This window comes from Streptomyces sp. NPDC030840 (assembly GCF_055572015.1).
On the sequence record NZ_JBVIEE010000001.1, the window covers coordinates 785,513 to 802,698 of the forward strand.

General features: G+C 70.5%; 14 protein-coding genes. 8 read left to right on the plus strand and 6 right to left on the minus strand.

What is annotated here, in order from left to right:
* Positions 1–471 precede the first annotated feature (471 nt).
* From ACZ49J_RS03295 to yjfF, 5 genes are all read left to right on the plus strand, one after another.
* Entirely contained in the window at positions 472–1,518 is a 1,047-nt protein-coding gene (locus ACZ49J_RS03295; RefSeq protein WP_467447554.1) for a LacI family DNA-binding transcriptional regulator, read from the plus strand.
* A gap of 140 nt (positions 1,519–1,658) precedes the next feature.
* Positions 1,659–2,666: an ABC transporter substrate-binding protein gene (locus tag ACZ49J_RS03300; RefSeq protein WP_467447556.1), complete on the plus strand. Its 1,008-nt coding sequence runs from the start codon at positions 1,659–1,661 to the stop codon at positions 2,664–2,666.
* A 95-nt stretch (positions 2,667–2,761) separates the two neighbouring features.
* A complete protein-coding gene (locus ACZ49J_RS03305) occupies positions 2,762–4,300 on the plus strand; it encodes a sugar ABC transporter ATP-binding protein (protein WP_467447557.1) in 1,539 nt (512 codons plus the stop codon).
* Positions 4,297–5,406 carry an ABC transporter permease gene (locus tag ACZ49J_RS03310; protein ID WP_467447558.1) on the plus strand — a complete coding sequence of 370 codons (1,110 nt, stop codon included), beginning with the start codon at positions 4,297–4,299 and terminating at the stop codon, positions 5,404–5,406. Before ACZ49J_RS03305 ends, ACZ49J_RS03310 begins: the two co-directional genes overlap by 4 nt.
* On the plus strand, positions 5,406–6,437 hold the full coding sequence (gene yjfF, locus ACZ49J_RS03315; RefSeq protein WP_467447559.1) for a galactofuranose ABC transporter, permease protein YjfF: 1,032 nt from the start codon (positions 5,406–5,408) through the stop codon (positions 6,435–6,437). The genes ACZ49J_RS03310 and yjfF overlap by 1 nt, the downstream gene beginning before the upstream one ends.
* Before the next feature lie 341 nt (positions 6,438–6,778).
* On the opposite strand, the gene ACZ49J_RS03320 is transcribed toward yjfF, so the two are convergent.
* Complete coding sequence (locus ACZ49J_RS03320; protein WP_467447560.1) at positions 6,779–7,216, minus strand: MarR family transcriptional regulator; 438 nt, start codon at positions 7,214–7,216, stop codon at positions 6,779–6,781.
* 166 nt (positions 7,217–7,382) lie between these two features.
* On the opposite strand from ACZ49J_RS03320, the gene ACZ49J_RS03325 reads away from it, so the two are divergent.
* On the plus strand, positions 7,383–8,405 hold the full coding sequence (locus ACZ49J_RS03325; RefSeq protein WP_467447561.1) for an NADP-dependent oxidoreductase: 1,023 nt from the start codon (positions 7,383–7,385) through the stop codon (positions 8,403–8,405).
* 122 nt (positions 8,406–8,527) lie between these two features.
* On the opposite strand, the gene ACZ49J_RS03330 is transcribed toward ACZ49J_RS03325, so the two are convergent.
* Complete coding sequence (locus tag ACZ49J_RS03330; RefSeq protein WP_467447562.1) at positions 8,528–11,035, minus strand: M14 family zinc carboxypeptidase; 2,508 nt, start codon at positions 11,033–11,035, stop codon at positions 8,528–8,530.
* A 503-nt stretch (positions 11,036–11,538) separates the two neighbouring features.
* Here ACZ49J_RS03330 and ACZ49J_RS03335 point away from each other — a divergent pair.
* Positions 11,539–12,339: an EI24 domain-containing protein gene (locus ACZ49J_RS03335; RefSeq protein ID WP_467447563.1), complete on the plus strand. Its 801-nt coding sequence runs from the start codon at positions 11,539–11,541 to the stop codon at positions 12,337–12,339.
* Here ACZ49J_RS03335 and ACZ49J_RS03340 read toward each other — a convergent pair.
* Positions 12,315–13,622: a pyroglutamyl-peptidase I gene (locus ACZ49J_RS03340; protein ID WP_467447564.1), complete on the minus strand. Its 1,308-nt coding sequence runs from the start codon at positions 13,620–13,622 to the stop codon at positions 12,315–12,317. The two genes, ACZ49J_RS03335 and ACZ49J_RS03340, sit on opposite strands and share 25 nt — an antisense overlap.
* A gap of 115 nt (positions 13,623–13,737) precedes the next feature.
* Positions 13,738–14,643, minus strand: coding sequence for an SGNH/GDSL hydrolase family protein (locus ACZ49J_RS03345; protein WP_467447565.1), 906 nt, complete (start codon positions 14,641–14,643; stop codon positions 13,738–13,740).
* A 326-nt stretch (positions 14,644–14,969) separates the two neighbouring features.
* Here ACZ49J_RS03345 and ACZ49J_RS03350 point away from each other — a divergent pair, with 326 nt between their 5' ends.
* Complete coding sequence (locus ACZ49J_RS03350; protein ID WP_467447566.1) at positions 14,970–15,464, plus strand: DUF3145 domain-containing protein; 495 nt, start codon at positions 14,970–14,972, stop codon at positions 15,462–15,464.
* Positions 15,465–15,524: 60 nt separating this feature from the next.
* Here the strand turns inward: ACZ49J_RS03350 and fabF are convergent, their stop codons facing one another.
* Complete coding sequence (gene fabF, locus ACZ49J_RS03355; RefSeq protein ID WP_467447567.1) at positions 15,525–16,799, minus strand: beta-ketoacyl-ACP synthase II; 1,275 nt, start codon at positions 16,797–16,799, stop codon at positions 15,525–15,527.
* Positions 16,800–16,916: 117 nt separating this feature from the next.
* The gene (locus tag ACZ49J_RS03360) at positions 16,917–17,165 is read right to left on the minus strand and encodes an acyl carrier protein (protein WP_045557916.1); all 249 of its coding nucleotides are present in this window, start codon (positions 17,163–17,165) and stop codon (positions 16,917–16,919) included.
* Positions 17,166–17,186: the final 21 nt, after the last annotated feature.

Here is a 17,186-nt window from a genome sequence, read left to right on the forward strand (position 1 = left end):
GACCCTCCAGCACCTGTGCTGCCGCGTCACGGCTCGGGGAGTTCTTGTGCCCCCCAGTCGCGGGAACCTGGCGTCGTACCGGGCGGATCGGCCCTGCCTCCACCCCGGACAGGGCTACGAGAACCGCCTCAGCCCTGTGGGAGCCGGGGCCCGCGTCCCGGGCCGGACGCGCAGCCGCGGCCGGCCGCTTCCTCACCCCGCGCCGCTGGGCACGTTATTCAACCGTGACGCCTTCCCGTTGCAGCCCTCTTGACGACCATGAATTGTTAGCGCTCACAATGACGTCCGCATTCACCACTCGGCGTCCCACGCCATCCATGGAGGCATGAGCGTCGTGTCGGTAGTGCTCCAACCCACCGCCCCGCCGGGTGACCTGCTGCTTTCGGGAATCCCGGCGTGAAGCCGGCGGCGGGGACCGACCCGTCCACACCACGGGTCCTATCGGCAGACGACCGCCAAGGAGGTGCGGCTGTGACAGACGCTCAGCTCCGGCCGCCCACCATGGCCGACGTGGCACGCCTGGCCGGCGTGTCCCACCAGACCGTGTCCCGCGTGCTGGGGGACCACCCCAATGTGCGGGACGAGACGCGGGCCAGGGTGCTCGCGGCGATCGAGGAGATGGGCTACCGCCGCAACTTCTCCGCACGGGCCCTCGCGACCCGTCGCACCCGGACCCTGGGTGTGGTCGCCTCCGACACCACCCTCTACGGGCCGGCCAGCACGTTGTTCGCGCTGGAGGAGGCGGCGCGTGCCGAGGGGTACCTCGTCTCCACGGTGAGTCTGCGCAAACTGACGGTGGAGAAGCTGTCCGAGGCCCTGGACCACCTCAGCGAGGGCGGGGTGGAGGGAGTGGTCGCCATCGCCCCGCAGCGGTCGGCGGTCGAGGCCCTCACCGAACTCCGCCACCCGTTCCCGGTGGTGACCGTCGGCTGCGGGCCCGGAGCGGGGATCCCCAGCGTCAACGTGGACCAGCACCTGGGTGCGCGGCTGGCCACCGGTCATCTGCTGGCCGCCGGCCACCGCAAGGTCTGGCACCTCGCCGGACCCGAGGACTGGCTGGAGGCGGCCGACCGGGCCGCCGGCTGGCGGTCGACCCTCGAAGCGGCGGGCGTCGAGCCGCCGACGCTGCTGCGAGGGGACTGGAGTCCGCTGTCGGGTTACCGCGCCGGCCAGGAACTGGCCGGCTGGGTGGGCCGGGGGCTGACAGCCGTCTTCGTCGCCAACGACCAGATGGCACTGGGGGTGTTGCGGGCGCTGCGTGAGGCGGGCGTGCGAACCCCCCAGGACGTCGCGGTGGTCGGCTTCGACGACATCCCGGAGTCGGAGTTCTTCGCTCCGCCTCTCACCACCGTCCGCCAGGACTTCTCGACGGTGGGCAAGCAGAGCATCGCCCTGCTGCTGGATCTCATCGAGGGCCGAGCCCCGTCCGGGATGCCCCGGGTCGCCATCGAGCCCCAACTCGTCGTCCGCGCCAGTACCTTTCCGCACGCACCTCAACCGGAAGGCTCTTCAGGCTGACGCGGCACTGATCGGTCGCCATCCGCCCAACGGTGCGGCCGACATCTCGAACAATGATCGACAGGCTGGACGCAGTGCGGCCGGTCCCAACGAGTACCAGCGGGTCCATCCCCGGGCCGGCTCTTCAAAGGAGAAGAAACATGCTCAACAGACGGAACTTCCTCACTGCGGCGGTCGGCGTGGCGGCGGCGGGCGGCCTCGCGGCCTGCGCCAAGGAGGACAGCGGCTCCAGCGGTTCCTCGTCCGGGGGCGGCAGCAAGGCGATCACTCTCGGCTTCTCCCAGGTCGGCTCGGAGAGCGGCTGGCGCACCGCCAACACCGACTCGGTGAAGTCGGCGGCCAAGGAGGCGGGTTACACCCTCAAGTTCTCCGACGCCCAGCAGAAGCAGGAGAACCAGATCTCCGCGATCCGCAGCTTCATCGCCCAGAAGGTGGACGTCATAGCCTTCTCGCCGGTGGTCGTCACCGGCTGGGACGCGGTGCTCAAGGAGGCCAAGGCCAAGAAGATCCCGGTGGTCCTCACCGACCGCTCCGTGGAGACCTCGGACGACTCCCTGTTCGTGACCCTGGTCGGCTCCGACTTCACGGACGAGGGCAGGCGCGCGGCCAGGATCCTGGAGAAGGTCCTGGAGAAGGCCGGCCACAAGGGCAAGGTGAAGATCGCCCAGCTGGAGGGCACCACCGGGGCCGCCCCCGCCATCGAGCGCGCCAAGGGCTTCAAGGAGGTCATGGACGCCGAGCACAAGGACGACTGGAAGATCGTCGTCAGCCAGACCGGCGACTTCACCCGCGCCGGCGGCAAGCAGGTCATGGCGGCCTTCCTGCAGTCCAACCCGGACATCAACGTCCTCTTCGCGCACAACGACGACATGGCCATCGGCGCCATCCAGTCCATCGAGGCGGCCGGCAAGAAGCCCGGCAAGGACATCCTGATCGTCTCGATCGACGGTGTGAAGGACGGCTTCGTCGCCATGTCCGAGGGCAAGATCAACGCCATCGTCGAGTGCAACCCGCTGCTCGGCCCCCAGCTGATGGAGGTCGTGAAGAAGGTCCACGACGGCGAGACGGTCGAGCGCTGGATCAAGACCAAGGAGAGCGACTTCATGCAGGACCAGGCCAAGGACGCGCTCCCCACCCGCAAGTACTGACCGACCGCACCCACCGGCAGGGAGCCTCCGGCCGACCGAGCCCTCGGTCCCGGGGCTCCCTGCGGGCCTGAACCCATTTCACGAGGAGCGCTGCCATGGCAGAGCCGCAGCCCGTCCTGGAGATGACGGGCATAGTCAAGGAGTTTCCGGGGGTACGGGCTCTGTCGGGCGTCGACTTCCGGCTCTTCCCCGGCGAGATCCACGCCCTGATGGGCGAGAACGGCGCGGGGAAGTCCACCCTCATCAAGGTGCTGACGGGGGTCTACTCCCTCGACGGCGGCACCATCACCCTCGACGGGAAGTCCGTGGCGTTCGGCAGCCCGCTGCAGGCGCAGCACGCCGGCATCAGCACGGTCTACCAGGAGGTCAACCTCTGCCCCAACCTGTCGGTGGCGGAGAACATCTTCATCGGACGCGAACCGACCCGCATGGGCCGTATCCAGTGGAAGCAGCTGCGCCGTGAGGCGGCTCGGCTGGTGGACCGGCTCGGCCTCGACATCGACGTCACCGCGCCCCTGTCCTCGTACCCGCTGGCCGTGCAGCAACTGGTCGCGATCGTACGGTCGGTGGGGACCGGCGACAGCGACGGCGAGGGATCGGGCACCAAGGTGCTGGTCCTGGACGAGCCGACGTCCAGCCTCGACCGCGACGAGGTCCTGGAGCTGTTCCGCCTGATGCGGCGGCTGAGGGACGAAGGCGTCGCGATCCTGTTCGTCTCGCACTTCCTGGACCAGATCTACGAGGTCTGCGACCGGATGACCGTGCTGCGCAACGGCACGCTGGTCGGCGAGCACATGGTCAGCGACCTCGACCAGGTCGGACTGGTCCAGCTGATGATCGGCAAGGCGCTGGACCAACTGGAAGAGCTCCACGACCACCAGCTGCACGCCGATGTCGGCGAGACGCTGGTGCGCGCGGAAGGGCTCGGCAGGACCGGCGCCATCTCCCCCTTCGACCTGGAGATCAAGAAGGGCGAGGTCGTCGGACTGGCCGGTCTGCTCGGCTCCGGCCGCACCGAACTCGCCAGGCTGCTCTTCGGCGCCGACCAGCCGGACAGCGGCAAGGTGACCATCGGCGGCAAGCAGGTCTCGATGAGCGCCCCGAACGACGCGATCGGCGCCGGAGTCGCGTTCTGCTCGGAGAACCGCAAGACCGAGGGCCTCGTACCTGACCTGACGGTGCGGGAGAACATCATCCTCGCCCTGCAGGCCGCGCGGGGCTGGACCCGTCCCATCCCGGCGGCCCAGCGCGACGAGCTCGTCGCCAAGTACATCAAGGCGCTCGACATCCGCCCCGCCAACCCGGAGGCCCGTGTCGGGCAGCTCAGCGGCGGCAACCAGCAGAAGGTGCTGCTGGCCCGATGGCTCATCACCCAGCCGAAGCTGCTGATCCTGGACGAGCCGACGCGCGGCATCGACGTCGGCGCGAAGGCGGAGATCCAGAAGCTCGTCGTCTCGCTCTCCGAGGACGGCATGTCCGTGATGTACATCGCGGCCGAACTGGAGGAAGTGCTCCGGCTCAGCCACACCATCGGGGTGCTGCGCGACCGCCGGCTGGTGGCGCGGATCGCCAACGGGCCCGAGATCACCCCCAGCCGGATCCTGGAGACCATCGCGAGCGGAGAACACCAGTGACCACCACTTCCCGATGGCGAGCGCTGACGCACCACCACCTGTTCTGGCCGGTCGCGATCCTGGTCCTCCTGCTGCTCGTCAACGTCCCCTTCACCCCTGACTTCTTCTCGATCCGGATGTCGAACGGCCACCTCTACGGCAGCCTCGTCTCGATCGTGCTGTTCGGCTCGCCCCTGATCCTGGTGGCGGTCGGCATGACCCTCGTCATCGCCACCGGGGGCATCGACCTCTCCGTCGGCGCCGTCGTCGCCATCACCGGGGCACTGGCCTGTTCGTACATCAGCGACCAGGCCGATCAGAGCGCCCTGTCCGGGGTGCTGCTCGCCATGGCCCTGGGCCTGGTGGCCGCGGTCGTCTGCGGCCTGTGGAACGGCTTCCTGGTCGCCCGGATGGGCATCCAGCCGATCATCGCCACGCTGATCATCATGGTCGCCGGCCGCGGTGTCGCCCAGCTGATCACCGACGGGCAGATCATCACCGTCAACAGCGAGCCGTACAAGCTGATCGGCGGCGGCTACTGGCTCACGCTGCCGTTCTCCATCTTCGTGGTGGCCGCGGTGGTGGCTGTCACCGTGGCGCTGACCCGCCGCACGGCGCTCGGACTGCTCGTCGAGTCGGTCGGCGGCAACGCCGAGGCCAGCCGCCTGGTGGGCATCAGGTCCCGGCGCATCAAGATCATGGTGTACGTGTTCTGCGCGCTGTGCGCGGGCATCGCGGGCCTGATGATCAGCTCCAACACCTCGGCCGCGGACGGCAACAACGCGGGCCTGTGGATCGAACTCGACGCGATCCTCGCCGTGGTGATCGGCGGCACCTCGCTCCTGGGCGGCCGGTTCTCCATCGGCGGCACGGTGGTCGGCGCCCTCGTCATCCAGACCCTGACCACCACGATCTACACCATCGGCGTGCCCACCCAGACCAACCTGGTCTTCAAGGCCGCCGTCGTCATCGTCGTCTGCCTGCTGCAGTCCCCGAAGTTCCGCGCCAAGGTCTTCGGCAACAAGTTCGGTGCCAAGCCGGGCGCGACGGGAAGCGGCAACCCGGCCACGGCCCCGGCGGACACCGCCACGGTGACCGAGGCCGCTCCCAAGATGGAGGTGTCGTGATGAGCGCGACCACCCAGAGCCCCACGGCACCGGACAGCGGTACCACTTCCACCGCGTCCAAGGCCACGCGTCTGCTCGGTGACCGGCGGCTGCCCGTCCTGGTGACGGCCCTGCTTTTCCTCGTGATGTACGGAGCGGGCCTGAGCCGGTACCAGAACTACGGGTTCGCCGAACCGCAGGTCTTCCTGAACCTGTTCATCGACAACGGCTATCTGCTGGTCGCCGCCGTCGGTGTCACCTTCGTCATCCTGTCCGGCGGCATCGACCTGTCCGTGGGCTCCGTGATCGGCTTCACGACCATGTTCACGGCCTGGCTGGTGGAGCGTCAGGGGCTGCCGATCCTGGTCGTCATCCCCATGGCGCTGGCCGTGGGCGCCCTCGGCGGCTTCCTGATGGGCTACGTGATCCACAACTTCGAGATCCAGCCCTTCATCGTGACCCTCGCCGGCCTCTTCCTCTTCCGGGGCCTGTGCCTGGTCATCAGCAAGGAGTCGATCTCCATCGGCGACGCCTCGGTGAGCAGCATGGCCCAGACACAGGTCTCGCTGGGAGTGGGCTTCCTGTCCATCGGCGCGATCGTCGCACTGGTCGTCCTCGCCGCCGCCTTCTACGTCCTGCACTACACGCGCTTCGGACGCCGGGTGTACGCCATCGGCGGCAACGAGCAGTCGGCGATGCTCATGGGTCTTCCGCAGGGGGGCACGAAGATCGCCGTGTACACCGTGAGCGGCTTCTGCTCGGCGCTCGCCGGTCTCCTCTTCACCCTGTACATCCAGTCCGGTGACCCGCTGCACGCGACCGGCATGGAACTCGACGCCATCGCCGCGGTCGTCATCGGCGGCACGCTGCTCACCGGCGGCTCCGGCTACGTGATCGGCACCCTCTTCGGCGTGCTGGTGCTCGGCCTGATCAAGAGCATCATCCAGTTCGAGGGCACGCTCAGCTCCTGGTGGACGAAGATCGCCACCGGTGTGCTGCTGTGCGCTTTCATCCTGATCCAGCGGGCCATGACGACGCGTAAGAAAGCCTGAGCCTGAAGGGCGGCCAAGGGCCGCCAGGGGCCACCGGGGGACACTTTCGGCCGGAGCGGTCCGTCGCGCGTATGCCGTGCGACGGACCGCTCGGCGTTTCTCGCCCCCGCCGCCCCTACCCGTCCCATCCCCAGGGGCGCTGCCCCTTCGACCCCGCTCGGGGCTCCGCCCCGGACCCCGGTTTCGGGGGCTCCGCTCTCGGACCCCCGCTCCTCAAACGCCGGACGGGCTGGAAATCCAGCCCGGCCGGCGTTTGAGGACGAGGCCGAAGGCCGACAGCGGGGGTCTGGGGGCGCAGCCCCCAGGGACGGGACGGGTAGGGGCGGCGGGGGCGAGAAAACCTACGCGCCGACCATCCTCCGCAGCAGCCCCCGCAAAGCCAGCCGCTCCTCCCGCGACAACCCGGCCAACGGCTCGCGCGCGAAGTCCAGCGACTCCCGCAGTCCCCGCGCCAGCCGCCGCCCCTCCTGCGTCGCGGCGGCCAGCTTCACGCGCCGGTCCCTGGGGTCCGGCCGTCGTTCCACCAGCCCCCGCGCCTCCAGCCGGTCCACTATCCCGGTCACGTTCGACGGCTCGCACTTGAGCTTCTGGGCCAGCCGCCGCATGGGCAGCGGCTCCAGGGACAGCAGGCTCAGTAGCCGCGCCTGCGCTCCCGTCAGCGCGTGCTCCGCGGCGGCTTCCTCGTACTCCTCGTGGTAGCGCGCCACGACCGTGCCGATGAGGTCGACGACCTCAAGGGTCAGTGGGTCGGCGGGAGTTGTCGTCTTCTGCGTGGCCATGCGCTCCAGGCTACCCCGATACTTGACATCCTGAAATATTCAGGAGCATGGTTGTTTCAGGCACTGAATTAACCACCCGGTATGAAGCGTGAGCAGGCGACCGGGTGGCAACCCGAATCGCACGCAAGCACGCACGTACCTACGCACGTCCGCAGGAAGGTCCCTCATGTCCGACACGCCCGCCCTCCCCGCCACCAGCCGCGAATGGCACCTGCTCAACCGCCCCGTCGGCTGGCCGAAGCCCGAGGACTTCGCCCTCGTGGACGCGGAGATCCGCCGGCCCGGCCAGGACCAGGTCCTCGTACGGAACACCTACCTCTCCGTCGACCCGTACATGCGCGGCCGCATGAGCGCCGCCAAGTCGTACGTGGCCCCCTACGAGCTGGGCAAGGCCATGCAGGGCGGCGCCGTGGGCGAGGTCGTCGCCTCGAACGCCGACGGCATCGCGCCGGGTGACCACGTCCTCCACTTCGGCGGCTGGCGCGAGTACGCCACGATCGACGCCAAGCAGGCCGTCAAGGTCGACCCCGAGGCCGCGCCCCTGTCCACCTACCTCGGCGTCCTCGGCATGACCGGCCTCACCGCCTACGCCGGGCTCCTGCGCACCGCGGCCTTCAAGGAGGGCGACTCCGTCTTCGTCTCCGGCGCGGCCGGCGCCGTCGGCAGCCAGGTCGGCCAGATCGCGAAGCTCAAGGGCGCCTCCCGGGTCATCGGCTCCGCCGGGTCCGACGAGAAGGTGAAGCTCCTCGTCGAGGAGTACGGCTTCGACGCGGCCTTCAACTACAAGGACGCACCGGTCTCCCAGCAGCTGCGCGAGGCCGCCCCCGACGGTGTCGACGTGTACTTCGACAACGTCGGCGGCGACCACCTGGAGGCAGCCATCGGCTCGCTCAACCGCGGTGGCCGCATCGCCGTCTGCGGGATGATCTCCGTCTACAACAACACCGAGCCCGCCCCGGGCCCGAAGAACATCGCCCGGCTCATCCAGACCCGGGGCCGCATCGAGGGCTTCCTCGTCGGCGACCACTACGACCTGCAGCCGCAGTTCGTCCAGGAGGTCGGCCCCTGGGTCGCCTCGGGCGCGCTGAAGTACCGCGAGACGGTCGTCGAGGGCATCGAGAACAACCTGGAGGCGTTCTTCGGGGTCCTGCGCGGCGACAACATCGGCAAGATGATCGTCAGGCTCTGAAGGACGAGGTGCGGCGGGCGCCCGTGACGCCCGCCCGCCCCGTTCGTTGCACAGGCGGAGTCCGCACCCTTGGACGTGGGGTGCGGACTCCGCCATCTCGCCCGGAGCGCCGGGGCCCGGAGTCAGGACACCGTCAGCAGCGCCCGCCCCACCTGCGGGAACTGCCCCTTCGGATGGTCACGGAACAGCGGCTCCGTGCCGAAGAGGACCGCGCCCGGCCCGCTGACGACACAGGCCCGGCCCGCCGCCGCGGCCGGCCCGCCCGAACCGTCCTCCGCGGGCCGCCAGTGCCCGGCGACGAGCGGATTCCCGGTCGCGTACGACTGCTCGACGGTGACCCCACGGCCCAGGCCGGTGAACCAGACGGGCGCGTAGACGAAGCCGTGGTCGGGCGCCCCGGCCGTGACCCGGCCCGAGTTGACCACCCGCACCACACCGTTGGCGTCGCCGCTGCCCTCCACGGCCGTCACCTTCAGCAGCCCGGCGGCGGAGTTGAACGCGGCTCCGGCGGCCCCCCTGCCCACGAGGCCGTGGCTGTCGAGGAAGCCGTCGAGGGCCGCCCGCGCGGCTGGGTTCAGACGGTCGTACGACAGCCCCGTGGACACCAGCAGCACGTCCGCCGCCGCCCAGTCGAAGCCCTGGTTGAGGACGGCCGTCGACACCGGGACGACGTCGAAGTTCATCTCGCGCAGCGCGAACAGCTCACCCGGCGTGACGGCCGCGGCGACCCGCACGTGCCGCAACGGGATGCCGCGGGACGTCCTCGCCGCCTCGAAGGCCACGTCGTACGTACGCGCCAGCACCTCCGCGCTCCCGCGCGCCGAGGAGGGCACGAGCGCGCTGCCGTCGGCGGCCTGCCGCACCGGGACGCCCTGCCGGAGCAGGGAGTTGAGCGCGGCGATCTCCTGCGGGCTGTCGAGCCGCAGCCGCAGACCGCCGTGCGGCGCGACGTGACCGACGCGCGCGGCGGCCCGGACGGGCCGCGCGGGGACCGCTTCCGGCCGGCCGCTGCCCACCTCGTCCACGGTCGCGCCCCACAGCCGCCCCAGGCTCCATCCCGAGATGTCGTACATCGCCGACACCCTGTCGCTGATGTCCCGGCCGTCGGCCAGCAGCACATTGGCGAGTCCGCGCTTGGGCTGGCGCATGTCGACGACGTACGAGCCTGCCGGGTACGACCGGCCGCCGAGCCGGAAGGCGCGGATGGAGCGCCGCACTTGGACGTCGTTGTCGAGCAGATGGTCGATGAGACGTGCGGCGGCGGTGGCCGAACGCTGTCCTCCACCGGCCGGCACGACGTACGCCCGCGGGAACTCGGTCGTGTAGACGTCCTCGGGGCCGATGCCCGGCACTCCCGGAACGGTCTCCCCGGAGACCGGGACCTGGGCGGCCCCGGCGGCACCCCGCCGGAAGACCTCGATCTGGTCCGCGAGAAGGGAAGCCCGGTGCTTCTGCACATACGCGAGCGTCGCGCGCATCGCCGCTCCCGCGACGGCCACGTTCACGGCGGACCGGCGGCGGAGCTCGGCCACCGGCAGCGAGTCGTACGCCGCGTTGTTGACCTGCAGCGGGATCTCGACGGTGTGCGCGGCGACCGTGCCGTGGAACGCCGCGTACTGCGGGGTGAAGACCGGCGGCCAGTCGTCCCAGCCCTCCTCCTGGTCGCGGAAGGGGATCTGGGCGGGCTCGACACCGTCCCTGCCGGGCGTGTAGCCGAGGCCGTTGACGGCGGCCTCCATGCCGAGGGCGTTGGCGTAGGTGTGCTTCAGGAAGAGGTCGTACTCGTAGTTCTCGCCGTGCGGCGGGGTGGTCGGCTCGATCAGCGTGCCGTTGACGTACCCGTGCAGGTCCAGCATCACGGCCGGCTGCTTGTCGATCTCGATCTGCCGGATCGCGCGCGCCTCGGGCTGCGAGGCGGTGACGAGGTCCCGGTTGAGGTCGAAGCCGCTCGCGTTCGCGCGGGTGCCGGCGATACGGCCGTCGGGGTTGGCGGTGATGTTGAAGTAGAGCCGGTTGCGGGCGAGGAGCGCGGTGGTGTCCTTGTCCTTGGCCGTGGCGAGCCGCTCGATCAGTTCGAGGGCGGCGTCCGTGCCCTCCCACTCGTTGCCGTGGATGTTGCTGTTGAAGAAGACGGGAGTCTTGTAGGCCTTCTTCACAGCCGGGTCCTTGGCCGCCGCCCGCGGTGCGTTCTCGATGAGTTCGCGCATACGGTCCTGGGCGCGGGCCTGGCGCGCGGTCTCCGGCGCGGTGACGGTGACCAGGTAGAGCCGGTGCCCGCCGGCCGACCGTCCGGCGATCTCGACGCTCACCCGGTCGCCGAGCCGCTGTAAGGCGTTCAGCCTGGGGGCGATGCCGTGGTACGGGACGAGGCCCAGCCTGAGGGACTTGTCGGCGGGGTTCTCCGGGTCCGGGGCGAGGACCTGTTCGCGGGGGTAGCCGCGGACGGTGCCCTTGCCGGCCAGATCGGTGACGGGCGCGGTGAGGGCCCGCTCCGTGATGTTCTCGGGGGCGCGGGCGGCGTCCCGGGGGAGTGCGGAGCCCTCACGGACGGGTGGCGCGTCGGGGTCGTCCGCGCCGGCGGGGAGCGGGGCGAGCAGGAGGGAGCCGGCCGTGGTGGCGGCGACGGTCACGGTCGTGATCAGGGCGGTTCTCGGGGCGGGGCGCGAGGTGGGGCGCGAGGTGGAGCGCGTGGTGCTTGCGCTGCGTCTCGGCAGGAGCACGCGGTACCTCCAGGGGCGAGGGTGCCTGATGTGATCGGTACAGCTCGGTACGGCGAGATGTACCTGTTCGAATCTCGCGCAACAAGAGGGCGTCCGCGGCCACGACTGCCCCGAACGGCCCGTTGTTTCGCCCCCGCCGCCCCTACCCGTCCCCTCCCTGGGGGCTGCGCCCCCAGACCCCCGCAATCGGCCTTCGGCCTCGTCCTCACACGCCGGACGGGCTGAAAATCCAAGCCCCGGCCGCAGAAATCCAGCCCCTTGGGGGCACCTCCCAGCGGTAGCTGGGGGAGTTTGAGGAGCGGGGGCCCGGGGGCCGGCCCCCGAACGGGGTCCGGGGCGGAGCCCCGGGGATGGGACGGGTAGGGGCGGCGGGGGCGAAAACCCCCGAACAGACGCCCCGATAGAGTTCCCCCATGCGCGATCTCGGGGTTGGATTCACGTACTTGCTGCAGGGACAGCGATGGATGGCCCGCCACGGCAGACAGTACGGGCTCGGGCTCCTGCCCGGACTGATCACGCTCGTGCTGTACGCGGCGGCGGTCACCGCCCTGGCCCTGTGGGGCTCGGACCTCGTCGCCTGGGCGACCCCCTTCGCCGACGACTGGTCCAGCCCCTGGCTGGGCCTCTTCCGCGGCTTCCTGACCGCCGTCCTCTTCGGCCTCGGCCTCCTCCTCGCGGTCGTCACCTTCACCGCCGCGACCCTGCTCATAGGCCAGCCGTTCTACGAGAACCTCTCGGAGAAGGTCGACCGCGACGTCTCCCCGGACGGCACGGCACCCGAGTCCGGCCTCTCCCTCGCCCGCGAGCTGTGGATCTCGGCCCGGGACAGCCTCCGTATCGTCGTCCGGGCGGCGCTGTGGGGCATCCTCCTCTTCGCGCTCGGGTTCCTCCCCTTCGTCGGACAGACCGTCATCCCGGTGATCGGTTTCTTCGTCACCGGCTTCTTCCTCACCGAGGAACTCACCTCCGTCGCCCTCCAGCGCCGCCGCGTCGAACTCCGCGACCGCCTCGCCCTGCTCCGCGCCCGCAAGACGCTCGTCTGGGGCTTCGGCACCCCCCTGGCCGTCGCCTTCCTCATCCCGGTCGTCGCCGTCTTCCTGATGCCCGGCGCGGTCGCGGGCGCCACCCTCATGGCCCGCGACCTGATGGGTGAGCAGACCAAGGACGGCGACCGCGACCGCGACGACGATCAGGAAGAGGCCCCGGCGCCCTGACCGGCTCCCGGCCCCGAGGCGGACCCCAGCACCGCCACCCCCACGATCGCCCGCACCTGCGCGATGATGTCCAGCCGGTTCCGCACGAACTCGGGATCGGTCACCGCCCCCGTCGCCGGGTTGGTGTTGCCCGCCCCGAACTGCAGCACCGGCGTGTGGACGTGCCCGGCGGGCAGCCGGTCGTGCAGCCCCAGCCGGTCGCGCAGCAGCGTCGCGCGGTACGCGATCTCGTTGGAGAGGTAGTCACCGCCGCCTCCGGCGCGGGCCGTCGAGCCGGGCGTCGGTCCCTCCGGCCGGACGACGGGGTCCGTCCCGCCCGCCGGGATCTCGGTCACGCTCGTGTTGTCGTACACGGGGAAACGCCCCGTGCCCGCGGCCACGATCCGCGCGTACGGCAGGGTCGTCGACGTCCACTGCGGCTGGGAGGCCGGATCGGTGACCGGGACGGTCTCCGTCCGTGAGACGTTCTCGTTGTCCGGGAAGCCGCCGCGCCAGGCCCCGTTGGTCCGCTCGATGTCGATGCGGCCGACCCGGCCCTGGCTCACCGTCGTGACGAGGTCCACGTGCGGCAGGTGCGGTCGCAGCGTCCGTTCCACCGTGCCCTCGGCGAAGTCCTGCCAGCGGACCGGGAAGACGGCGGTCTCGACGCGCGCCGGGCCGTCCCGCGTCTCGATCACCGTGCCGTCCAGGGCGAGCGCGGTGGCGCCGGACGGGTTGGAGATACGGACGTCCCGGTCCAGCGTGAACGGGTCGAAGCCGGTGAGCAGCACCCGCTTCACCCCCTTGCCGTCCCCACCGCCCCTGGCGTGCGGGTAACGGATGGAGTTCTGGCCGCGCGAGGTCTGCTCCAGCTTGTCCAGCAGCCGGGCCCGTTGCGCCGCCGTCAGCCCGAACTCCGGCTCCCAGCCCCGCACTTCCCGCGTCATCCCCAGCCGTGCCCAGTACAGCGGCCGGTCGTCGTCCCGGCTGATGTCACCACCCGCCGGCCCCCGCCCCTGCGCCCGCTCCACGGCACGCCGCCACAACCGTGACCCCTCCTGTACGACGACCCGCTCGGCCTGCGCGTACGACCGCGCCTCCCCGAGGGCGCGGGTGAACTCCGGTGCCACCGTGTCGAAGCCGGAGCGCCGCAGGATCTCCTGGGGAGCGGCTCTGTCGAGGCGCTGCTCCTCGACGGTCGGGGGTGCCGCGGAGGTTCCGGAGGCCGAGGCGGTGGCCGGTGCGGCCATGCCCGCCAGAAGGGCCAGACCGAGTATGCCGATCCGAACACGTATGGAGGTCAAGGGAGTTGGATCCTTCCGTTGGCACGGGTGACGCCGGACGGCGGCAGTATGCCCGTGACGGAAGGGGCGCACGCCCACTCCTGCGACTCAGGTGCCGGGCCCCGTCGAGCAGCTCTCACCCACCCCCGGAGGGATCCTCACGGGCCGTCACGTTGCGGTACGCCATCTCCGCGAGCCGCGCCTGCCCGTTCCTGCTCGGGTGGAACCAGTCCCACTTGCTCAACTGCGCGATCCCGAACCGGTACTCGAAGACGGAACCCCCGTCGAAGCGGCAGTACCGGTCCTTCGCGCACACGTCCTTCAACACCTCGTTGTACGCCTCCACCCGGTCCTGCACCGTGTCCCGCCGCCGGGTCGCCGCCGCGTCCAGGGCGTCCGGGTCGCCCAGCATGGACGGGCAGATGCCCAGCTTCCACACCTGCTTGCCGAGCGGGCTGGTACGGCCCTGGGACCACAGCCGCTTCAGGTCGGGCACGCTCGTCACGTACACCTGGGTCCTGGCCGAGGACCTGCGGAGCGTCTTCATGGCGTCCTCGAAGGAGGCGCGGAAGTCGTCGGCGGACGTCATGGCGGCGGTGGTCGCACGGCAGGCGTCGTTCGCCCCGACCATCACCGTCACCAGGTCCGGCCGCCTGGCCCCAGCCTCCGCCATCTGGCCGGGCAGATCGGACATCCGGGCCCCGGACACCGCGTAGTTCCAACTGCGCTCGGCGGCCCCGGCGGCGCCCAGGAGCCGTACGGCGAGGCTCTTGACCGTACGGTCCGTGCCGGTCGCCCACGAGACCTCCGGGCAGTCGGACAGCACCGAGCACGCGTCGAACCCGCGGGTGATGGAGTCCCCGACGGCCGCGATCGAACGAGGCGTGCGGTCCCAGGTGGGCGTGGGGGAGGGCCGTGCCGTCCTCTCGGTGCCGGACGGGCCGGGAGAGGCGCCACCGACGGCGTCACACGCGGTCACTCCCAGCAGGGTCGCTGCCACGACGGAGAGAACCGCCCGTGATCGGTGGCTTCGGTGCCGCATGCGTCGGTCCCCTCGTCGGTCGTGCGATGGCTCCCCTCCCATAACAACGCGCGTAGGTTCCCTTGTGCGGCAGCTGCAACTGTGGGCCCCGTTACATGCGTCCTCTTGAGTGGCTGGGCTTTCGAGAGGGACACGGGCGTCCCCCGGACGGGCGCGTGACCGGTGATCGAATGCGCGTCTCCACGGGTGAAACATCGCTTTTTCCCGGTGTCGGCTCCGACGGTACGTCACACTCCTTGCCCCGCCGCACGGTAGCCTCGCCCCGTGGCTGCCTGGCCGCTCAGGTTCCGCTAAGTTACGAGATGTCCTGCTCTGTGGAGGCCCCGGTGACGACACGTGGAGTTCTGTACGTGCACTCCGCGCCGCGCGCGCTGTGCCCGCACGTCGAGTGGGCCGTCGCGGGCGTCCTCGGTACGCGCGTCAACCTCGACTGGATCAGGCAGCCGGCGGCACCGGGCACCTGGAGGTCCGAGTTCTCCTGGCAGGGCCAGATCGGCACCGCCTCCAAGCTCGCGTCCGCGCTGCGCGGCTGGCACCTGCTCCGCTTCGAGGTCACCGCCGAGCCGTGCCCGACCGCCGAGGGCGAGCGCTACAGCTGCACCCCCGACCTGGGCATCTTCCACGCCGTCACCGGCATCCACGGCGACATCCTCATCCCGGAGGACCGCCTGCGCGCCGCCCTGACCCGCTCCCAGCACGGCGAAACCGACCTGGAGGCCGAACTCGCCAAGCTCCTGGGCAAGCCCTGGGACGACGAACTGGAGCCGTTCAGATACGCGGGCGAGGGCGCCCCGGTGCGCTGGCTGCACCAGGTGGTCTGACAGCGCCCACATACGAAGAAGGCCCACCCGAGGATCTCGGGTGGGCCTTCTTCGGAGGACTCACACCGTCCGGAACGCCAGCACCACGTTGTGCCCGCCAAACCCGAACGAGTCGTTCAGCGCCGCGATCCGCCCCTCGACAGGCAGCTTCCGGGCCTCCCCGCGCACGACATCCGCGTTGGCCTCGGCCTCGGGGTCGAGGTTCTTCACATTGATCGTCGGCGGAGCCACCCGATGGTGCAGCGCGAGCACCGTGGCGACGGACTCGACACCACCCGCGCCACCCAGCAGGTGACCGGTCATGGACTTGGTGGCGGAGACCGCGAAGTGGTCCGTGTCGTCACCGAAGACCTTGCGCAGGGCCTTCAGTTCGGCGACGTCACCGGCCGGCGTCGAGGTCGCGTGCGCGTTGACGTGGACGATCTGGGACGGTTCCAGGTCGTTCCTGTCCAGCAGGTTCTGCAGGGCGTGGGCGACGCCCCGCCCCTCCGGCTCCGGCTGCACGATGTCGTGGCCGTCGGCGGAGATGCCCTGGCCGACCGCCTCGGCGTACACCCGCGCACCGCGCCTGGCGGCGTGCTCGGCGGACTCCAGGACGATCACGCCGGCGCCCTCACCGAGGACGAAGCCGTCGCGGTCGACGTCGTAGGGACGCGAGGCGCCCTGCGGGTCGTCGTTGTTCTTGGACATCGCCATCATGTTGCCGAACGCGGCGATCGGCAGCGGGTGGATGGCCGCCTCGGTACCGCCGGCGACGACGACGTCGGCGCGGCCGGAGCGGATCATCTCGATGGCGTAGCCGATGGCCTCGGCGCCCGACGCGCAGGCGGAGACCGGGGTGTGCACACCGGCGCGGGCGCCGACGAGCAGACCCACGTTGGCGGACGGACTGTTCGGCATCAGCATTGGCACGGTGTGCGGGGAGACACGGCGGACGCCCTTCTCCTTCAGCACGTCGTACTGGTCGAGCAGGGTCGTGACGCCGCCGATGCCGGAGGCGATGACCGCGCCCAGCCGGTCGGGGTCGACGCCCGAGCCCTCGGCGCCGGCCTTGTCGGTGAAACCGGCGTCCGCCCAGGCCTCCTTGGCCGCGATCAGCGCGAACTGCGCCGAACGGTCCAGACGGCGTGCCTGCGGCCGGGGAATGACCTCGGAGGGCTCCACGGCGATCTGCGCGGCGATGCGGACCGCCTGCTCGGCGGCCCAGTCCTGCTTCAGCGGGCCGACGCCGGAACGTCCGGCGACCAGGCCCTCCCAGGTAGAGGCCGCGTCGCCACCCAGCGGTGTGGTTGCGCCGATACCGGTGACGACCACGGTGCGATTGGTCGAGCTCACGGGAATTCTTTCTCCAACGGATACGAGGATTCAGCGGCGCCACCGCCGGGTGGCGGGGGCAGTCGGCCCAGGGCCCTGTCGATCAGGCCAGGGCACTCAGCCCGAGCGACCGGGCGCTCAGCCCTGGTGCTTGAGGATGTAGTCGGTCGCGTCGCCGACGGTCTTGAGGTTCTTGACGTCGTCGTCGGGGATCTTGACGTCGAAGCGCTCCTCGGCGGCGACGACGACCTCGACCATGGACAGCGAGTCGACGTCCAGGTCGTCGGTGAAGGACTTGTCCAGCTGGACGTCCTCAACCGGGATGCCGGCGATCTCGTTCACGATGTCGGCGAGACCGGCGACGATCTCTTCCTGAGTGGCGGCCATGTCAGGCGCTCCTTCGTTGGT

Bases quoted from the DNA above. Each gene is read 5' to 3' on its own strand.
- ACZ49J_RS03300 (WP_467447556.1), top strand. From the start codon at position 1,659: ATGCTCAACAGACGGAACTTCCTCACTGCGGCGGTCGGCGTGGCGGCG.
- ACZ49J_RS03305 (WP_467447557.1), top strand. From the start codon at position 2,762: ATGGCAGAGCCGCAGCCCGTCCTGGAGATGACGGGCATAGTCAAGGAG.
- yjfF (WP_467447559.1), top strand. From the start codon at position 5,406: ATGAGCGCGACCACCCAGAGCCCCACGGCACCGGACAGCGGTACCACT.
- ACZ49J_RS03320 (WP_467447560.1), bottom strand. From the start codon at position 7,216: ATGGCCACGCAGAAGACGACAACTCCCGCCGACCCACTGACCCTTGAG.
- ACZ49J_RS03325 (WP_467447561.1), top strand. From the start codon at position 7,383: ATGTCCGACACGCCCGCCCTCCCCGCCACCAGCCGCGAATGGCACCTG.
- ACZ49J_RS03335 (WP_467447563.1), top strand. From the start codon at position 11,539: ATGCGCGATCTCGGGGTTGGATTCACGTACTTGCTGCAGGGACAGCGA.
- ACZ49J_RS03345 (WP_467447565.1), bottom strand. From the start codon at position 14,643: ATGCGGCACCGAAGCCACCGATCACGGGCGGTTCTCTCCGTCGTGGCA.
- ACZ49J_RS03360 (WP_045557916.1), bottom strand. From the start codon at position 17,165: ATGGCCGCCACTCAGGAAGAGATCGTCGCCGGTCTCGCCGACATCGTG.